Genomic DNA, 14,442 nt, shown 5'->3' with positions numbered 1-14,442 from the left:
CAATTCACGGCCCAGTATTCCCTGCCGGACGAATCGGTGGCACCTCCGCACGGGCGGGATCGGGATCGGAGCCGGCGGACGGCCCCGCCGACGGGGAGGTTCCGGCTGGCTCGATCGTCGGCAGCGGATCGGTTCGCACTCCGTGGCCGGCGGTGAAGCTGGCCCGACGCGCGGTCCGCCGCAACAGCCGCAGCAATGGTGCGCCGACCATCAGGATCACCACCGCATTGGTCAACGCCCGGCCCAGGTTCCAGCCCATCGAGGTGGCCAGGTTGAACAGCGCGAACCGATGCAGATTCTGTAGCGGGGTCGCAGCCGGGTCGAAGGACAGCTGGGTGCCGTCGCCGAGCGCGAACGGCCAGAACGAGAAGTCCATCAGCCAGCCGTAGCCGAACGCGGACACCATCCCGTAGCCGGCCAGCAGCACCAGCTCACCACGTCCGGACGCTTTCGGCAGCCAGCCGGCGAACAGCCCGATGAAGCCGGCGGCCAGCATCTGGTAGGGCAGCCACGGCCCGACACCGGAGGTGATCAGAGCCGAGGTGAACAGGGTGATCGCGCCCAGCGCGAAGCCGAAACCGGCACCAAAGACCCGTCCGGCCAGGATGAGCAGGAAGAAGACCAGTTCGAAGCCCGCCGTCCCGGCGCTGAGCGGACGCAGAATGCTGCCCACCGCGGCCAGGACGCCGAGCATGGCGAGCGCTTTGACGTCCAGCTCGCCGCCGGCCAGTTCGGCCAGCACGATGGCGAGCGACAGCGGCAGCACCAGAGCGAACACCATCGGCGCCTGCAGCGGGCTGGCGCTGCCTTCCGGACGCAGGAACAGCGGCCAGGCGAAGGCGATCATGCCGGCGAGGACCGCCACGATCAGCGCCAGTGCCGATTGCCAGCGGAGGCCGGTCATAGCAGCCCCCGTGCCACGTCGGCCGGGGTGAGCACCGGAACCGGCGCGAACACCTTCGCCATCTGCGGGGCGTAGGCCGGGGACGAGGTGAGCAGTTCGGCGGTGCTGCCGTCGGCGATCACCTCGCCGTCGGCCATCAACAGCAGCCGCCGGCTGGCCAGCGCGGCGAACTCGACATCGTGGGTGCTCAGCGCGATAGCGATGCCGTCGGCGGCCAGGGCGTCCAGAATCCGGTGCAGCAGGGCCTTCGAGGCGTAGTCGAGCCCGCGGGTCGGCTCATCGAGCAGCAGCACGGGGGCGCGTGCGGCCAGCTGGATCGCCAGCACCAGTCCGAGCCGCTGGCCCTCGGACAGGTCGCGCGGATCGCGCTCGGGCGGCAGGTCGAGGCCGAGCCGGGCGATCAGGTCGATGGTGGTGCCGGGCTCGGCACCGCTCTCGGCGTCCGCCTGTGTGCATTCGGCGGCGACCGTGGGCAGATAGAGCAGATCGGCGGCGGTCTGCGGCACCAGGGCGACCAGCCGGCGCGCCTCGACGGCGCTCAGCTTCCGGGGGTCCTGACCGGCCACGGCGATCGTCCCGGCGCTGGTCAACGCGCCTTGCAGCGCCCAGAGCAGCGACGACTTGCCGGCGCCGTTGCGTCCGAGCAGGGCGGTCACCGTGCCGGCGTGCAGATCGAGATCGACACCGCGGACGGCGCCGATCGGGCCGTAGCGCACCTCGATGTTCCGGGCGGACAGGGCAACCGGGCCGGGGGAGGCGTCCGGAGCCGGCGGTGGGGCGATGGTGATCCCGGAGGCCTCGACGCGGCGCCGGGCCTCCCGGACGCTGAGCGGCACCGTCGGCCAGCCCAGGGCGCGGGCCAGCGCGGCCAGCGGCGGGGTCACCGAGGCGCGGGCCAGGATCTCGGCGGGGGAGCCGTACTCGGCGCTGCCTTCGCCGGGCAGCCAGATCATCGAATCGGCTGCCTGCATCACCCGTTCCAGACGGTGCTCGGCCAGCACCACGGTCAACCCGACCTCATGCACCAGGGTGGCGATCGCCGACAGCACGTCCTGCGCGGCGGTCGGGTCGAGGGCCGAGGTGGGTTCGTCCAACACCAGCACCCGCGGCTGTGCGGCCAGCACGGCGGCGATCGCCACCCGCTGCTGCTGGCCGCCGGACAGTTCGATCAGTGGACGCCGGCGCAGCTCGGCGATGCCCATCAGGTCGAGGGTCTCCTCGACCCGTTTGCGCATCGCCACCGGGCTGACCCCGAGCTGCTCCATGCCGTAGGCGACCTCGTCCTCGACGGTGTCGGTGACGAACCCGCGCAGCGGATCCTGGCCGACGTAGCCGACCCACTCGGCCAGCTCCCGTGGGCGATGACCGGCGGTGTCGCGTCCGGCGACCGTGACCCGGCCGCACAGGGTGCCACCGGTGAAATGAGGCACCAGGCCGTTGATGCTGCCCAGCAGGGTGGATTTGCCGCTGCCGGTGGGGCCGACCACCAGGCACAGGTCGCCGTCCGGAATCTCCAGACCGATCCCACGCAGGGTGGGTCGGTCGGCGTCCGGGTAGCTGACGGTGACGTCCTGCCAGGCGATCATGCCGGTGCTCCACCGCGCAGGGCGCGGACCCGGCTGTCGGTCCGGGGGTTCTCGACGGCTGGAAATCGAGGCGGCACGGTGAACGCCAGCGGAGCCAGGCAGCAGGCCACCGCGGCCAGCATCGGCAGGGTCAACTCTGGCCAGACCAACGGATCTGTCGAGGGAAACACGGTGTCGTAGGTTGTCTCGAGCCAGCCCAGGGTGAATACGATCGCGGCAGCCAGGACGCCGCTGAGCGCGACCCCGGTCGATCGCCAGGACCACGGGTGCGGACGGTAGCTGGTCACCCGCAGCGCGCGTCCGGCCAGCCGCAGGCCCAAGCCGGTGCCGACGATGCCGAGCCCGAGCGTGGCCGTCGCGACCTCCCAGTACGCCGTGCTGAGCAGCAGGAACGCGCCCAGCAACGCGATCGTCGACGAGACGATCATCAACGGCAGAGCGCCCGCTACCGGTCGTTCTCGGGTGCGGCCGAAGCCGCGGGCCTCCATTCCGGCCGCCAGCGCCATCGACCGTTCGATCGCGTCGGCGAGGACGGGCAGCGCGATCCGACCCAGCGCGCGGATGCCCCGGACCGGGTCGCCGCGCAGCCGACGGGCCCGGCGCACCCGCTGCGCGCTCTCGATCAGCTGCGGCGCGACGGTGAGCGCGATCACCACCGCCACGGACGCCTCATACAAGGCGGCCGGCACCGATTTGAGCGCCTGGCGCGGGTTGGCCAGCGCATTCGCCGCGCCGATGCCGAGCAGCATCACCGCTAGTCGGAGGGCACTGTACAGGGTGTAGACGAGCCCCTCCGCGGTCACCGCGCCACCCAGCCGGATGCCGGCCGCCCACTCGGGCAGCGGAATCTCGGGCAGGGTGAAGAACACTGTTTCGCCGCCGCTGCCGCCGATCAGGATCTGAAAGAACACCCGCATGGCGATCACGAACAACGCCAGCAGCAGATAGGCCCGCACCGAACGCGCCCAGGGAGCGGCGGTGCGCCGGATCATCACCACGATCACCACGGCCAGCGCGATCAGCACGAGCAGCAGCGGGTTTGTGGTGCCGCTGACGGCCAGTCCGATGCCGATCGCCCAACACCACCAGGCCCATGGGTGCAGCGATCTCAGGGCTTCCTGCCCTTCCACCACCAGAGTCCAAGCCCGGCCGCACCGGCCAGGACGATTCCCAGGGTGGTGATCAGGCCCGCCGGCGATCCCGAACCCGAGTCGTCGACGGGGGCGGCGACCGTGATCGGCACCCCGGCGGTCGCGGGGACGGACGTCCCGGTGTCGCTGGACTGGGCGGTGACGGTCGGCGTCGCGGTCGTGCCGGGTTCGGTGGATGCGCTGGGTGTGCTGCTCGCGGTGGTCTTGCTCGGTTTCGCAGTCGCGCTGGGCCTGGCGGACGTGCTGCCCGGCTTCGCGCTCGCGGCAGGTTTCTTGGTCGGGGAGGCCTTCTTCGTGGGCTTGGGCTTCGGTTTGCTCGGGGTCGTGGACGGCGTGGGCTCGTCCTGCGTGGCGGCCGGTGGCGCGGCGCCCGGCGGGACCTTGCCGTCGCTCAGCGACTGGTAGCGCCAGCCCTCGGCATTGCCGGACGTCGGCTTGTAGCCGTTTGCGCCGAGGTTGGAATACGTCCAGCCGCCGTAGCTGCCGTCCGCCTTGGGGGTGGCGTGCCAGTACGACCAGTACGCCTTGTTGATGTCCGGTTTGCTCGGCTTGCCGCTGATCTTGTAGACGAAGCCGTCGGTGATGGTGGGGGAGAACCCGGCGCTGCGCAGCGCGGCCGCGCCGGTGCCGTAGCTGGTCGCGCACCGGGTCGAAATGCCGCCGCTCAGGCTGCCGAAGTCGACCACTACCCACACCCCGCTGCAAGACGCCGCCTGTGGCAGGGTGCGGGCCCGGAGGACTGTGGCAGCCGGCGCCGAGGGTGCGGTCGCGCTGGCGGCGAACATTGTCGCCAGCGCGACCGCGGCGAGGAATCGCCTCACTTGCTCACCTTCACGGTCGGAGCCGACGTGCGGCTCACCGTCTGGTACCCGTCCTTCTCGGCGGTCACCTTGACCGTGATGGTCTTCTTCGCGTCCGACTTGGTCAGCGTGTAGGTCGCCTTGGTGGCTTTCGAGATCGACTTGCCGGAGCGGTACCACTGGTAGCTGAGGCTGTCGGGCGTCGGCGTCCAGGTGCCGGACGTGGCAGTCAGGGTCTGGCCGACCGTAGCCGTCCCGGCGATGGTCGGGATCGGACTGGCCGCGTAGCCCTTCGGCGGGGTGGCCAGGTCTGGGGCCGCGCCGTTCAGCCACGGTCCGTAGATCCAGCCCTCGGCGGTGCCTTGCTTCGGCTTCGACTGGCTGGCGCCGACCGCATACTCCGTCCACTCACCCCAGCTGCCGTCCGATTTCTGTTCGGCGCTCCAGTAGCCCCAGAACGTGTTCGCGGTCGAGGTGCAGGTGCTCGGGTACTTCTGGATCCGGCACAGGAACGGGCCGAAGTTGGTCGACATGGTCTTGGTCGAGAACCCGGCGCTCTTCAGGGCGTCCAGCCCGTTGGCGTACTTCGTGGCGCAACGCACGGTCTGCTGACCGTTGCCGCGATCGACCACGACCCAGACCCCGGTGCACGAGTCCGTCGCCTTCGGCAGTGAGGGCGGGCTCTTCGGGCACTTCCCCAGGTTGAGCGATGCGTCCAGCGCGGACTTGCCGGTGATCAGGTAGAGGGCGTTGGCGGTGGCCATCACATCGGACGCCGTGCCGGCGTCCAGCGAGTTCGGGAAGCCCCCGTCGGAGTGCTGCACGGTGCCCAGCCACTGCTTGGCCTTGGTCACCTCGGTGCCGCTGCCCAGCGCGGAGCCGAGCAGGCCGGTGGAGTCGACCGGGGAGTAGTTCTCCCAATACCCGGCCGGCTTCTGCTGACCCTTCGCCCAACTGACCGCCTCGGCGACCTGTGGATCGAGGTGGCCGAGCGCTTTCAGCGCCAGAATGCCCATCGCGGTGGTGTCGGGATCGGCGTCGAACCCGTTGTTTTCGTAGCCGAACGCACCAGAGGTGTCCTGCTGGCCGAGCAGATTGGTCAGCAGCGTGACCGGAATCGTGGCCCCGGCCCGCTGCAAGGCGATGATGCCGAGGCTCTGGCTGAAGGCGGACTTCGACGAACCGACCTGACCGTCCTTCGGCAGGCCCTTGGTGACCAGCGAGACCAGGTTGTAGCCGGCGAACTTCTTCGGGTTGAGACCCAGCGCCTGCACCGTGATCGCCATGTTCGCGGCCCGCGCCTGGTTGAGCTTCTTGCTCGGGTACAGGTACGACTTGGCGTTCTTCTCGATCTGCTTCACCAGGGTGCGGGCCGCTGGCGCGTAGCTGCAGCTCCCGGTGGTCGCCAGGCCGAGCGCCGCGGTCATCGACGCGCCGGCGCCGTCGCCGGTGGCCGGAAGGTTGCGAACGATGAAATTGGCGGCCTTGGTCGCGTCGGCCGCACCGGCCGCGGACGCCCATGGCGACGACTGGATCAGGCCGGTCAGCGCCAATGCCGCTGCAGTCCCGGCAGCGAGCGAGCGCCTCAATGGTGAGTGCATCTGGATGGGTCCTTTCGCACGGGCATGCGGACGAGGTCAGACCCGGGGTCCATCCGGCTCACCCGCGTGCCACGACAGGTTGACAGAGCCAGAACATATGCAGGCATTCCGACTGGGCCATCGCTGGCGTCACGGCTGCGGGTCAGCCCCGGATTCGCACCGGGTTCCCCTGCAGTGGTTCAGGTGGCATCAGGGTAACCCACCACCGCGGACTCGCCGGCTGAGTTGCGAAACCTCCCCGTCACTCCGCGTCGTCGTCGGGACGCTGCTCCTTCTTGGTGCCGCCGTCGATGCGGCCCCGGAACTCGTCGAACGCCTGCTGGCTCTTCTCGCGCGCCCCGGCAGCGAGGTTTTTGATGTTGTCGCCTGCCGAGGTCGAGAAGTTCTTCAGGTTGTCGCCGGCGTCCGTGGCGAAGCCCATGATGTTCCCACCGGCATCGGTGGCGAAATTCTTGATGTTGTCGCCAGCCGAGGCGGAGAACTCGCGGACGCGGTCGAAGGCGTCTTCGGTGAATTCCCGGACCTGTCCGCCGACCCCTTTGGCCTTGGCGACCAGGTCGTCGATGAAGGTGCCGGTGTTCGCGGCATTCTCGTCAGCCATGGGGGGCTCCTTGCTTCCGCGTCGGCCAGCCAGTCTGGCCCGCGGCCAACCTTAGGGGCTCTATAGCGCGCGGTGCGGCAGACACACCCGGTACCGGATCGGCGGATCGGGCCCGTGCGACAGATCGGGCTCAGCCGGACGTCCGGGTCACCGCGAAGACCCGGAAGCCCTTCGCGCTGGCCGTCCGCTCGCAGGCCCAGCCCTGGTCGATCAGCCAGCGCTGCAGCGAATCGGCGCCCAAGTTGCGGCCGACGACCAGGCGGGCCGCGCCGTCCGGTGTCAGTCGGGGCAGCCAGGTCAGCAGCAGCTCGTGCAAGGCGTCCTTGCCGATCCGGATCGGCGGGTTGGACCAGATCTCGTCATACCGGACGCCGGCCTCGGCGGCGTCCGGCAGCGACGGACGCACCCGGTCGGCGACGCCGTGGGCGCGGGCGTTGGCGGCGCACAAGGCGAGTGCGCGCGGGTTGACGTCGACCGCGTCCACCACGGCAGCGGGGCAGGCGGTGGCCAGCGCGACCGCCAGCACGCCCCAGCCGCAGCCCAGGTCGAGCAGCCGTGAGGCGTCCGCCGGTGGTGCCGCCGAACGCAGCAGGACGCTGGTGCCCAGATCGAGGCCGTCGCCGGAGAACACCTCATTGGCCGTAGTGAAACGCCAGTCGGTGTCCCAGAATCGGACGTCGATGTGCCGCCGCCTCTCAACCGAGGTGGGCGCGGTGAAGTAGTGGCTCACTCCGCGGACTCCGGGCTGCTGGCGGCGTCCAGGGTGCGCCGGGCGCGGGCCTCGGCGGCGCGGGCCGCCAACTCCTTGTCGCGCGGATAGCCGACCTCTTCCAGGGTCAGCCCGCCCGGCGGCATCACCCGGACCTCACCTGCGCGCCGGCCGGCGTCGAGCAGGCCGATCAGCCACTCGGGCTCCCGGCGCCCGGTGGCGACGGTGACCAGGGCACCGACCAGCGAACGCACCATCGAGTGGCAGAATGCGTCCGCCCGGACGGTGATCTCGGCGACGTCGCCCCAGGTGCGGCGTGCCGACAGCTGCAGCAGGTTGCGGATCGTGGTGGCACCCTCGCGCTGCTTGCAGAAGGCCGCGAAGTCGTGCAGGCCGCGCAGCCGTCCGGCCACCGCGTTGATCTTCTGCAGGTCGAGCTCGGTGCGCAGCGGGGTGACGTGAATGCGCAGCAACGGGTCGGGCGTCGCGTCGGCGATCCGGTACACGTAGCGCCGCCAGATCGCCGAGAAGCGGGCGTCGAAACCGGGCGGGGCCAGGCTCACCCGGCGCACCACCAGGTCGGACGGCAGCACGTTGCGCAGCCGGTAGCTCAATTCGGCGATGGTCCGCGGGACGTCGCTCACGTCCGGCAGATCGACGTGGGCGACCTGACCGCGGGCGTGCACCCCGGCGTCCGTGCGGCCGGCGCAGGTCAGGCTGACCGGTTCGCTGAGCCGCAGCACCCGCGGAATCCAGGCCTCGAGCTCTTCCTGCACGGTGCGCAGGCCGCGCTGGGCCGCCCAGCCGTGGAATTCGGTGCCGTCGTAGGCGATGTCGAGGCGCAGCCTCACCGCCGTCCCCCTTCTCGGATGCCGTAACACAGGTCGTAGATGGTCCGGCCGGCCGCGATTCCCTTGGCCTCGTACCTGCTCTGCGGACGATCTTCCCACCGTGGCGCCCAGCCGTTGTAGCGGTTGACCAGCACCGGATGATCGTCCAGCACCTCGCGCATCGCTGACGCGTAGTCGGCCCAGTCGGTGGCCAGCCGCCAGACCCCGCCGTCGGCCAGCTTGGCGGCGACCAGATCGGCGAACGGACGCGACACCAGCCGCCGCTTATGATGCCGCTTCTTGTGCCACGGGTCGGGAAAGAAGGTCCACAGCTCGGCCAGCGAGCGATCCTCGATGAGCGTGCCCAGGGCGTCCACACCATTGGCGACGACGACCCGGAGGTTGGCCACCCCGGCCCGCGCGCATTTGGAGAGAGTGCTGGCCACGGCCGGCTCGAAGACCTCGAAGGCGACGTGGTCGCGTTGCGGATGCGCGGCGGCGACGGCCGCGATCACATCGCCGGTGCCGCCGCCGATCTCCACCACCAGCGGGGCGTCTCGGCCGAAGACGGACGCCCAGTCGACATGGGCGTCCGAGGCCACCGAGGTGCTGGTGAGCCGCTTCGGCACCCGGATCACCCAGTCGGCATGCTCGCGCCAGGCCTTCTCTTGACTGGGGTTCATCCGGGCGCTGCGCCGGACGAACGACACGACCTCGCGCTGCACTCGGGGAGGTGTCTCGGTCATGCGGTCAGGTTATCGGCGGAATCGTCTGCGTTCCCGCGCCGGTGGGTCGATGGGCTTCGCCTCTCCCGAGTGATGCGTGATGTGTGATGCGTCGTATCCTGGGGTCATGCGAACCACTCTCGACCTCGATCCGCGGGTGCTGGCAGCCGCTCGTGCGCGGGTGAACGAAGGCAGGAATCGGAGCATCGGCGACGCCGTCTCTGAATTGGCGCTGGCCAGCTTGGCTGCCCCGGCTCCGGCCGTGGCCCGCGCCGACGGGCTGGTGCTGCTGCCTACCGCGCCGGATCATCTGATCACCGACGAACTGGTCGCCGAGGCCCTGCTCGATGAGTGAGTTCGACCTGCCCGACGTGAACGTGCTGGTGGCACTGCTTCATCCGCAACACGTCCACCACCAGGCCGCGCAGGCATGGTTCGCGGCCACCGCGTCGTTCGCCACCACTGCGATCACCGAGGCCGGCTTCCTCCGGGTGTCGCTCAACCCCGCCGTCGCCGGCCTGCCGGTGCCCGGTTCTGCCGCGCTCGCTTCGCTCGGCTCTGTGCGTGCGCAACCGCGGTGGCGCTTCCTGGCCGATGACTCGTCCCTTGCCGAAGCGCACATCGGGCTGTCCGGACTGGTCGGATTTCGACAGGTGACCGATCTGCACCTGGTCAACCTAGCCGCCCGGCATGCGGCGCGGTTGATCACATTCGATACCAAGATCCGGCCGGTGCTCGCATCCGGTGACCGCGACGTGGTCCATGTCCTGAGTTAGCTCCCGGAGTCGTCCCTGAACCATCCCCCGCGACCCCCGTGGTCGGTGACAGGAGCCCGCAGACTGGAACGGACGGCGCACCTGCGCCGGACGAAAGGCACTCTTCATGCGCACCCTGTTGAACCTCATCTGGCTGATCTTCGGCGGCCTGTGGCTGGCCATCGGCTACTTCTTCTTCGGGCTGATCGCCTGCATCTTCATTGTCACCATCCCGTTCGGCATCGCCTCGTTCCGGATGGCTTCTTACGCGCTGTGGCCGTTCGGCAAGACCATCGTCGCCAAGCCCACCGCGGGCGTCGGTTCCGCGCTCGGCAACATCATCTGGTTCCTGGTCGCCGGGCTCTGGCTGGCCATCGGGCATTTGACCACCGCGGCCGCACAGGCGATCACCATCGTCGGCATTCCGCTGGCGATCGCGAACATCAAGATGATCCCGGTCACCTGCGTGCCGCTCGGCAAGGAGATCGTCGACACCGATCGCATCCCCTACGGCAGCCAGCCGGTCTACTCCTTCTGAGGCTCGTCGGCCGCGCACGGGCTCGCCGGATTACGTCCGATTTGGACGACCGCCCGCCTCAGCCGCCTCAAGTCTGGTCAGGATCGGACGTAATCTGGCGAGCCATCAGGGTGCGGACCTCAGCGATCAAGGTATCGGGGTCCTCGGTGAGCTGTTTCCAGGTGTAGCGCAGGACCCGGTAGTCGCCGATCACCAGCGCGTTCTGCCGGCGTCGGTCGGACTCGAACACCTCGGGCTTGGTGTGCACCCCGTAGCCGTCGAACTCGAGGACGAGCCGAGCCGCTTCGAACAACACGTCAGGGAAGCAGCGGCGAGAGTCGATCATCAGTTCGGCGTTCGCCACCCAGCCGGTGATCCGATGCTTGCGCAGCAATGCCTGCAGCCGGCGTTCCCCACCCGACCACGGGTTGTCCTGACTGGCCCGGACAACCCGGCATCGCTCGCGATGACCCTTGGTGCTGGCCAGCGCGGGCAGGACGTCCGACAGTTCGGCGGGCTTCACCAGACCTGCGCGCAGGAAGCGCTCGATCATGGCGCCCTGATCGCGGGCAGCCGCTTCCACTGCCAGATAGGACGCCGAGGCACAGCGCAGGCCGTCGATCCGGACCCGATGCTCGGCCGGAACCGTCCGGCGGGTCCAGCGCACACCGGGCGCCGCGTACCGGGACTGGGGGTGCGCCAGTCCGACGGTGTCCTGGCGGCCGAACGCGGTCTTGTCCAGGGTCCGGGTGAGCGCGGCGACGGCGTCCGTGCCCCACAGCAGCGATCCGGGGTAGGTGGCCAGCGCAGCGGCGCACCGGGAGAGCCGGCTGGTGATCAGCTGCGCGTTCACGAAGGTGCCGGGGAGCACCCGGACGATTGCGCCCGAGCGGACGAGTCGGTCGAAGCCGGCCCGCGACGTCCGATGGTCCCGTCTTCTCAGCACGCCGTTGTTCAGGGCCATCACGGTGGTCAGTGTCATCAGGTCATCGAGGTCGTCCACCACGACATCGCAGCACGTTCGGACGCCGTGCTGGGGCGCAGATGGAGTTATCCACAGAACTGATCACGAAAATGAGTGGGAGCGCCGGCGAGTCGGGTGTGGGCAAGCTCCGCCGGTGGACCCATACCGCGCCTGGCTGCGTGGAGCTACTTCGTGTACTTCGCCAGCAGTTGGGCGGGCAGCAGTTCGTAGCCGTGGAATTCGCGGGTGAAGGTGCCCGAGCCGTGGCCGATGCCGCGCAGATCGATCGGGTAGCGGGCGAGTTCCGCCTGCGGCACCAGAGCGCGCACCACCGACTTGCCGTCCAGGGAATCCGAGCCGAGCAGCTGCCCGCGGCGTGCGGACAGGTCGGTCATCACCGCGCCCAGATATTCGTCGCCGACGGTGACCGTGACCAGGTCGAGCGGTTCCAGCAGGGCGACCGCGCCGTTGGTCGAGGCGGCCTCTTTGATCGCCAGCGCGCCGGCCATCTGGAAGGCCATGTCGGAGGAGTCCACCGAATGCGCCTTGCCGTCGTACAGGGTGACCCGGACGTCGACCATCGGATAACCGGCGAAGACGCCCTTGTCGAGCTGGTTGCGGATGCCCTTCTCGACCGACGGAATGAACTGCCGCGGCACGGCGCCGCCCACCACTTTGTCGACGAACTCGAAGCCGGCGCCGCGCTCCAACGGCTCCACCTCGATGTTGCAGACCGCGTACTGGCCGTGGCCACCGGACTGCTTCACATGCCGGCCCAGCGCGGACGCCTTGCGGGTGAAGGTCTCTCGCATCGGGATCTTGAGCTCCTCCTGCTCGACCCGCACCTGGTAGCGCTCGACCAGCCGTCCGAGCAGCAGGTCGGCGTGGGCCTGCCCGGTCGTCCACAGCACCAGCTGATCGCCGGCGCCACGGTCGAGCCGGACGCTGGAGTCTTCGACGGCCAGCCGTTGCAGCGCGCCGGCCAGCTTGTCCTCGTCGTTGCGGGTGGCGGCCCGGATCGCCAGCGGCAGCAGCGGCTCGGGCAGTGGCCAGGTCTCCACCACGCCCGGACGCTCCTTCGACGAGAGCGTGTCGCCGGTCTCGGCGGTGCTGAGCTTGGGCAGCAGCACGATCTCGCCGGCGATCGCCTGCGGCCGCGGTTTCAGCTCGGTGCCGACCGCGCCCTGGATCAGCCCGATGCGTTCCTCGTTGTCGTGGTCGGGATGGGCGTCGTCGTCATGGCCCAGGACCCAGGAGCGATGCCCCGAGACGTGCACCACGTCGTCGGTGTGCAGCGTCCCGGAGAACACCCGCACCATCGACAACCGGCCGGCGAACGGGTCGGTGGTGGTCCGGATCACCTGGGCGACCAGCGGCGCCGCCGGGTCGGAGTCGGCCTGCGGCAGCACCTCGCCGCCAATGGTGGTGAGCGGGGGATTGGGATGCAGGCCGGGGGTCGGGAAACCGTGCTCGATCAGCGCGAGCAGCTCTTCGACGCCCACGCCGGTGCCGGTCTGCACCGGCAGCACCGGGAACAGGTTGGCGGTGGCCACCGCCTTCATCAGGTCGTCCAGGAGTGCGCTCAGCTCGAGGTGCTCGTCGTCCTCGAGGTAGCGGTCCATCAGGCCCTCGTCCTCGGCCTCGGCGATGATCGACTCGATCAGCGGGCCGCGGTAGGCCTCGACCTGGTCGTCGTGGGCGTTGAGGGTGCGGACCACCCGCTCGCCGCCGGAGTAGTCGTGCTCTTCCAGGGTGAGCAGGCCGATGTTGCCGACCACCTCGCCGGGGCCGGCGAAGGTGGGCACATGGGTGGGCCGGACGCCCTCCCCGAACTGGTCCTGGCATTCGGCGACGGAGGAGTCGAAGTCGGCGTGCCCGGCGTCCAGCTTGGTCAGCACGATCGCCCGCGGCAGGTTGGCGTCGCGGCACTCCTCCCACAACGAGCGGGCCGCGCCGTCGATGCCGTCGGCGGCGGAGACCACGAAGATCGCCGCGTCGGCGGCCCGGATGCCGGCCCGCAGCTCGCCGACGAAGTCTGGATGGCCGGGGGCGTCCAGCAGGTTGACCACCTTGTCGCCGGTGACGAACGAGGCCAGGAACAGCTGGGAGGCGCGCTCGGCGTCCTCTTTCTCGCCGCGATAACCGGGCACACGGGCCTTCAGCAGCTGTTCGAAGAGGGACGTCTTGCCGGATCCGGCATTGCCGATCAGGACGACGTTGCGGACGTCGTCGGGACTGGTCAGCTGCATCGTGGTCGCGTTCGCCTTTGAACTCATGAAGCTACCTAACACCCGCTCCGGAGGCCCTGCAACGGCAACGGAAAAACCGATGTCGGTGGCCACCACTAGGGTGAGGGTAGGCACCCGGAGCGGAGGCACCCGATGGACATCGTCTTAGCGCTGTTGCGCACCCTGATCTTCGTGGTGGCCACGGTCGCGGCCACCATCTACGTCGGTCGCCGGATCGGACGCGGCCACGTGCCGCTGTGGTCCGGCAGCATGCTGCTGGTGCTTTACTGGCTGATCGATTTCGGCTGGACCAGCTATCGGGCCGGGGCGCCCGACGCCACCCCGGACGCCGCCGGCTGGGTCAGCTGGTTGAGCCACCTTCTGCCGTTCCTGGCCGCCCTGTCCTTCATCTGGGGCATCGTGCAGGCGGGCGTTGCGCCGGTGCGCAGAAGCGTCGGTCACGGTGGCAAGCCCGCGTCCGGAATGCCGTCGACGGCACCCGTGCCTGCCGATGCCGCGGGGTCGGCGGCGCCCTACGCGCCGAGCGCGCCAGTGTCGAGGCAACCCGTGCAGGAGCAGCCCATGCCGGGCTATGCGCCGCCGCCGACCGGTTCGGGTCCGACGGGTGCGGTACCGGGCCAATGGGGTGGTCCGTCGGGCGGAGCGGTGGTGAGCCCGCGGGTGGCCCCGGCGTCCGCGCCTGGTGCGCATACACCGACCCAGCCCCACCGGCACAAGCCACGTCCGCCCGGCCTGATCGTGCCGCATGCGGTGCCCGTGGTGATGACGCCGTCGGCCAGCCACCACAGCCCGCTCGACCCGGACCCGGTGGTCGATCTCGGCCCGGAGGACGACGACCCGACGCCGCCGGTCGCCACCCTCGTGCCGCCGCCCGAGACGTGCACCGATGCGTCGCCCGCCGATATGCCGGCGTCCGATGCGCCGGCCGATCCGGTGCCGACTTCACCTGCGCCGGCGTCCGGTTGGCAGCCGGTGAGTCCGCGTCCGCCGGCGTCCGGAGTGGAATCACCGTCCCGCTGATCGACCGGCCCTGTCTCAGATGTCGATGTC

At 69.9% G+C, this 14,442-nt stretch carries 15 protein-coding genes and 1 riboswitch; of the genes, 4 read left to right on the top strand and 11 right to left on the bottom strand.

The features are described 5' to 3' along the window. Positions 1-4: 4 nt before the first annotated feature. The 9 genes from QM619_RS13560 to trmB all read right to left on the bottom strand — a co-directional run bounded on the left by QM619_RS13560 (position 5) and on the right by trmB (position 8,928). Positions 5-904 (bottom strand): ECF transporter S component, encoded by a 900-nt coding sequence (locus tag QM619_RS13560; RefSeq protein WP_415109615.1) that lies wholly within the window; start codon positions 902-904, stop codon positions 5-7. Beyond that, complete coding sequence (locus QM619_RS13555) at positions 901-2,490, bottom strand: ABC transporter ATP-binding protein (protein WP_415109613.1); 1,590 nt, start codon at positions 2,488-2,490, stop codon at positions 901-903. Before QM619_RS13555 ends, QM619_RS13560 begins: the two co-directional genes overlap by 4 nt. After that, positions 2,487-3,620, bottom strand: a complete 1,134-nt coding sequence (locus QM619_RS13550) for an energy-coupling factor transporter transmembrane component T (protein WP_415109610.1) — start codon at positions 3,618-3,620, stop codon at positions 2,487-2,489. Before QM619_RS13550 ends, QM619_RS13555 begins: the two co-directional genes overlap by 4 nt. Continuing rightward, the gene (locus QM619_RS13545; protein ID WP_415109607.1) at positions 3,599-4,462 is read right to left on the bottom strand and encodes a hypothetical protein; all 864 of its coding nucleotides are present in this window, start codon (positions 4,460-4,462) and stop codon (positions 3,599-3,601) included. Before QM619_RS13545 ends, QM619_RS13550 begins: the two co-directional genes overlap by 22 nt. Further along, positions 4,459-6,042 (bottom strand): hypothetical protein, encoded by a 1,584-nt coding sequence (locus QM619_RS13540; RefSeq protein WP_415109604.1) that lies wholly within the window; start codon positions 6,040-6,042, stop codon positions 4,459-4,461. The genes QM619_RS13545 and QM619_RS13540 overlap by 4 nt, the downstream gene beginning before the upstream one ends. Positions 6,043-6,144: 102 nt before the next feature. After that, a riboswitch (cobalamin riboswitch) is annotated at positions 6,145-6,211 on the bottom strand. Between the two features lie 72 nt (positions 6,212-6,283). Continuing rightward, positions 6,284-6,643, bottom strand: coding sequence for a hypothetical protein (locus QM619_RS13535; protein WP_415109601.1), 360 nt, complete (start codon positions 6,641-6,643; stop codon positions 6,284-6,286). Positions 6,644-6,773: 130 nt separating this feature from the next. Beyond that, entirely contained in the window at positions 6,774-7,373 is a 600-nt protein-coding gene (locus tag QM619_RS13530) for a class I SAM-dependent methyltransferase (protein ID WP_415109598.1), read from the bottom strand. Then, complete coding sequence (truA, locus tag QM619_RS13525) at positions 7,370-8,203, bottom strand: tRNA pseudouridine(38-40) synthase TruA (RefSeq protein ID WP_415109595.1); 834 nt, start codon at positions 8,201-8,203, stop codon at positions 7,370-7,372. The genes QM619_RS13530 and truA overlap by 4 nt, the downstream gene beginning before the upstream one ends. Further along, entirely contained in the window at positions 8,200-8,928 is a 729-nt protein-coding gene (gene trmB / locus QM619_RS13520; protein ID WP_415109592.1) for a tRNA (guanosine(46)-N7)-methyltransferase TrmB, read from the bottom strand. Before trmB ends, truA begins: the two co-directional genes overlap by 4 nt. Positions 8,929-9,034: 106 nt before the next feature. On the opposite strand from trmB, the gene QM619_RS13515 reads away from it, so the two are divergent. From QM619_RS13515 to QM619_RS13505, 3 genes are all read left to right on the top strand, one after another. Continuing rightward, positions 9,035-9,262: a hypothetical protein gene (locus QM619_RS13515; RefSeq protein ID WP_415109589.1), complete on the top strand. Its 228-nt coding sequence runs from the start codon at positions 9,035-9,037 to the stop codon at positions 9,260-9,262. Further along, on the top strand, positions 9,255-9,683 hold the full coding sequence (locus tag QM619_RS13510; protein ID WP_415109586.1) for a TA system VapC family ribonuclease toxin: 429 nt from the start codon (positions 9,255-9,257) through the stop codon (positions 9,681-9,683). The genes QM619_RS13515 and QM619_RS13510 overlap by 8 nt, the downstream gene beginning before the upstream one ends. 106 nt (positions 9,684-9,789) lie before the next feature. Further along, complete coding sequence (locus QM619_RS13505; protein WP_415109583.1) at positions 9,790-10,200, top strand: YccF domain-containing protein; 411 nt, start codon at positions 9,790-9,792, stop codon at positions 10,198-10,200. A 67-nt stretch (positions 10,201-10,267) separates the two neighbouring features. Here QM619_RS13505 and QM619_RS13500 read toward each other — a convergent pair whose 3' ends face one another. Together QM619_RS13500 and QM619_RS13495 are read right to left on the bottom strand one after the other, a co-directional pair. Next, complete coding sequence (locus QM619_RS13500; protein WP_415109580.1) at positions 10,268-11,182, bottom strand: endonuclease domain-containing protein; 915 nt, start codon at positions 11,180-11,182, stop codon at positions 10,268-10,270. A gap of 146 nt (positions 11,183-11,328) precedes the next feature. Beyond that, positions 11,329-13,419 carry an elongation factor G-like protein EF-G2 gene (locus tag QM619_RS13495; RefSeq protein ID WP_415109577.1) on the bottom strand — a complete coding sequence of 697 codons (2,091 nt, stop codon included), beginning with the start codon at positions 13,417-13,419 and terminating at the stop codon, positions 11,329-11,331. A 105-nt stretch (positions 13,420-13,524) separates the two neighbouring features. Between QM619_RS13495 and QM619_RS13490 the strand changes: the two genes are divergently transcribed. Continuing rightward, positions 13,525-14,412 (top strand): hypothetical protein, encoded by an 888-nt coding sequence (locus QM619_RS13490; protein WP_415109574.1) that lies wholly within the window; start codon positions 13,525-13,527, stop codon positions 14,410-14,412. The last annotated feature ends 30 nt before the right edge of the window (positions 14,413-14,442 follow it).

This window comes from Micropruina sp. (assembly GCF_047606665.1).
Taxonomy (GTDB): domain Bacteria; phylum Actinomycetota; class Actinomycetes; order Propionibacteriales; family Propionibacteriaceae; genus Micropruina.
This window is presented reverse-complemented; position numbering and strand designations above follow the sequence as displayed.

What these genes read in the sequence shown, in the direction of transcription:
- QM619_RS13560 (WP_415109615.1), bottom strand. Translation starts at nt 904, where the DNA reads ATGACCGGCCTCCGCTGGCAATCGGCACTGGCGCTGATCGTGGCGGTC.
- QM619_RS13555 (WP_415109613.1), bottom strand. Translation starts at nt 2,490, where the DNA reads ATGATCGCCTGGCAGGACGTCACCGTCAGCTACCCGGACGCCGACCGA.
- QM619_RS13540 (WP_415109604.1), bottom strand. Translation starts at nt 6,042, where the DNA reads ATGCACTCACCATTGAGGCGCTCGCTCGCTGCCGGGACTGCAGCGGCA.
- QM619_RS13535 (WP_415109601.1), bottom strand. Translation starts at nt 6,643, where the DNA reads ATGGCTGACGAGAATGCCGCGAACACCGGCACCTTCATCGACGACCTG.
- trmB (WP_415109592.1), bottom strand. Translation starts at nt 8,928, where the DNA reads ATGACCGAGACACCTCCCCGAGTGCAGCGCGAGGTCGTGTCGTTCGTC.
- QM619_RS13515 (WP_415109589.1), top strand. Translation starts at nt 9,035, where the DNA reads ATGCGAACCACTCTCGACCTCGATCCGCGGGTGCTGGCAGCCGCTCGT.
- QM619_RS13510 (WP_415109586.1), top strand. Translation starts at nt 9,255, where the DNA reads ATGAGTGAGTTCGACCTGCCCGACGTGAACGTGCTGGTGGCACTGCTT.
- QM619_RS13505 (WP_415109583.1), top strand. Translation starts at nt 9,790, where the DNA reads ATGCGCACCCTGTTGAACCTCATCTGGCTGATCTTCGGCGGCCTGTGG.
- QM619_RS13495 (WP_415109577.1), bottom strand. Translation starts at nt 13,419, where the DNA reads ATGAGTTCAAAGGCGAACGCGACCACGATGCAGCTGACCAGTCCCGAC.
- QM619_RS13490 (WP_415109574.1), top strand. Translation starts at nt 13,525, where the DNA reads ATGGACATCGTCTTAGCGCTGTTGCGCACCCTGATCTTCGTGGTGGCC.